The 1,252-nt window shown below is 69.2% G+C and carries 2 protein-coding genes and 1 pseudogene; all 3 read right to left on the bottom strand.

Annotation, left to right across the window (positions count from 1 at the left end):
• Positions 1–176 (bottom strand): annotated as a pseudogene (locus tag HUK82_RS17550) (dihydroorotase); the annotation flags it as partial.
• Positions 173–1,150, bottom strand: a complete 978-nt coding sequence (locus tag HUK82_RS16655; RefSeq protein ID WP_176614973.1) for an aspartate carbamoyltransferase catalytic subunit — start codon at positions 1,148–1,150, stop codon at positions 173–175. The gene HUK82_RS16655 and the pseudogene HUK82_RS17550, both read right to left, overlap by 4 nt.
• Positions 1,143–1,252, bottom strand: a 110-nt coding sequence (locus HUK82_RS17545) for a hypothetical protein (RefSeq protein ID WP_256127068.1), incomplete at its 5' end; no start/stop codon positions are given. The genes HUK82_RS17545 and HUK82_RS16655, both read right to left, overlap by 8 nt.

The raw sequence follows: 1,252 nt of genomic DNA, 5'->3' as shown, positions 1-1,252 counted from the left end.
CCCGGACACAGAACGGCACCGCCGCCCTGCACGACGGCCGCCCCCTCCGGCGTGCCCTCGGCCTGCGGCGTGTCGAGACCCGCGATGACGCCGTCGCGCACCAGAAGACGCCCGGGACGGTCCAGACCGCCGTCCGGGTCGATCAGGCGCACGTTTTCGAACACGATGGTGGTCATGCGGTGGCACTCCCGCGCGCCAGACGATCGAGGACGGCCATGCGCACCGCGACCCCCATCTCCACCTGTTCGGCAATCACGCTCTGGTCCGAATCCGCGACACCCGACGCGATCTCCACCCCCCGGTTCATCGGGCCGGGATGCATGACCAGCGCGCCGGGACGGGCCAGCGACAGGCGCCTGGCGTCCAGTCCGAAGAAACTGAAATACTCGCGCGCGCTCGGCACGACACCGCCCGTCATACGTTCGCGCTGGATTCGCAGCATCATCACCACGTCCACGCCGTCGAGGCCCTCTTCCATCGTGTGGAAGATCTCGACCCCCAGGCTCGCAATCGCGCCGGGCACCAGTGTCGGCGGCCCCACGACGCGCACCCGGCTGCCCATCGCGGTCAGCAGATGGATGTTCGATCGCGCGACGCGCGAATTGGCGACATCCCCGCAAATGGCCACCGTCAGCCCGGTCAGGCTACTGTAATGACGGCGGATGGTCAGCGCATCGAGCAACGCCTGCGTCGGGTGCTCGTGCGTGCCGTCACCCGCATTGATCACCGCGGCCTCGACCTTGCGGGCCAGAAGCGCCGGCGCGCCGGACTGCGCGTGGCGCACCACCAGCAGGTCGGTGCGCATGGCGTTCAGCGTCGCCGCCGTGTCCAGCAGCGTCTCGCCCTTGTTCACCGACGAGGTCGCGACGGTCATGTTCACCACGTCCGCGCCCAGCCGCTTGCCGGCAATCTCGAACGACGTGCGGGTACGCGTGCTGTCTTCGAAAAACAGGTTGATGACGGTCCGCCCGCGCAGCAGTTCGCGCGGGGTTTTGCGCGAACGGTTCAGCAGGGCATAGCTTTCGGCAAGATCGAGAAACGGCTCGATCCGCGTCGGATGCATGCCCTGAAGGCCCAGAAGATGCCGCTCGGACGGTGCGAAGAATCGCGGCGCGCCGGTGCCTCGCCCGGGCGCGCGTCCGTCAACCATGCAGAACCGCCCCGATCCGGGCCAGCACCTCGTCGCGTCCCAGGGCGGCCAGCGTGGCGTCGATCCCCGGCGACGTGGTGGTCCCGGTCAGCGCCGCGCGCA

The sequence above is a fragment of the Ameyamaea chiangmaiensis genome (assembly GCF_013376175.1).
GTDB lineage: Bacteria > Pseudomonadota > Alphaproteobacteria > Acetobacterales > Acetobacteraceae > Ameyamaea > Ameyamaea chiangmaiensis.
This window is presented reverse-complemented; position numbering and strand designations above follow the sequence as displayed.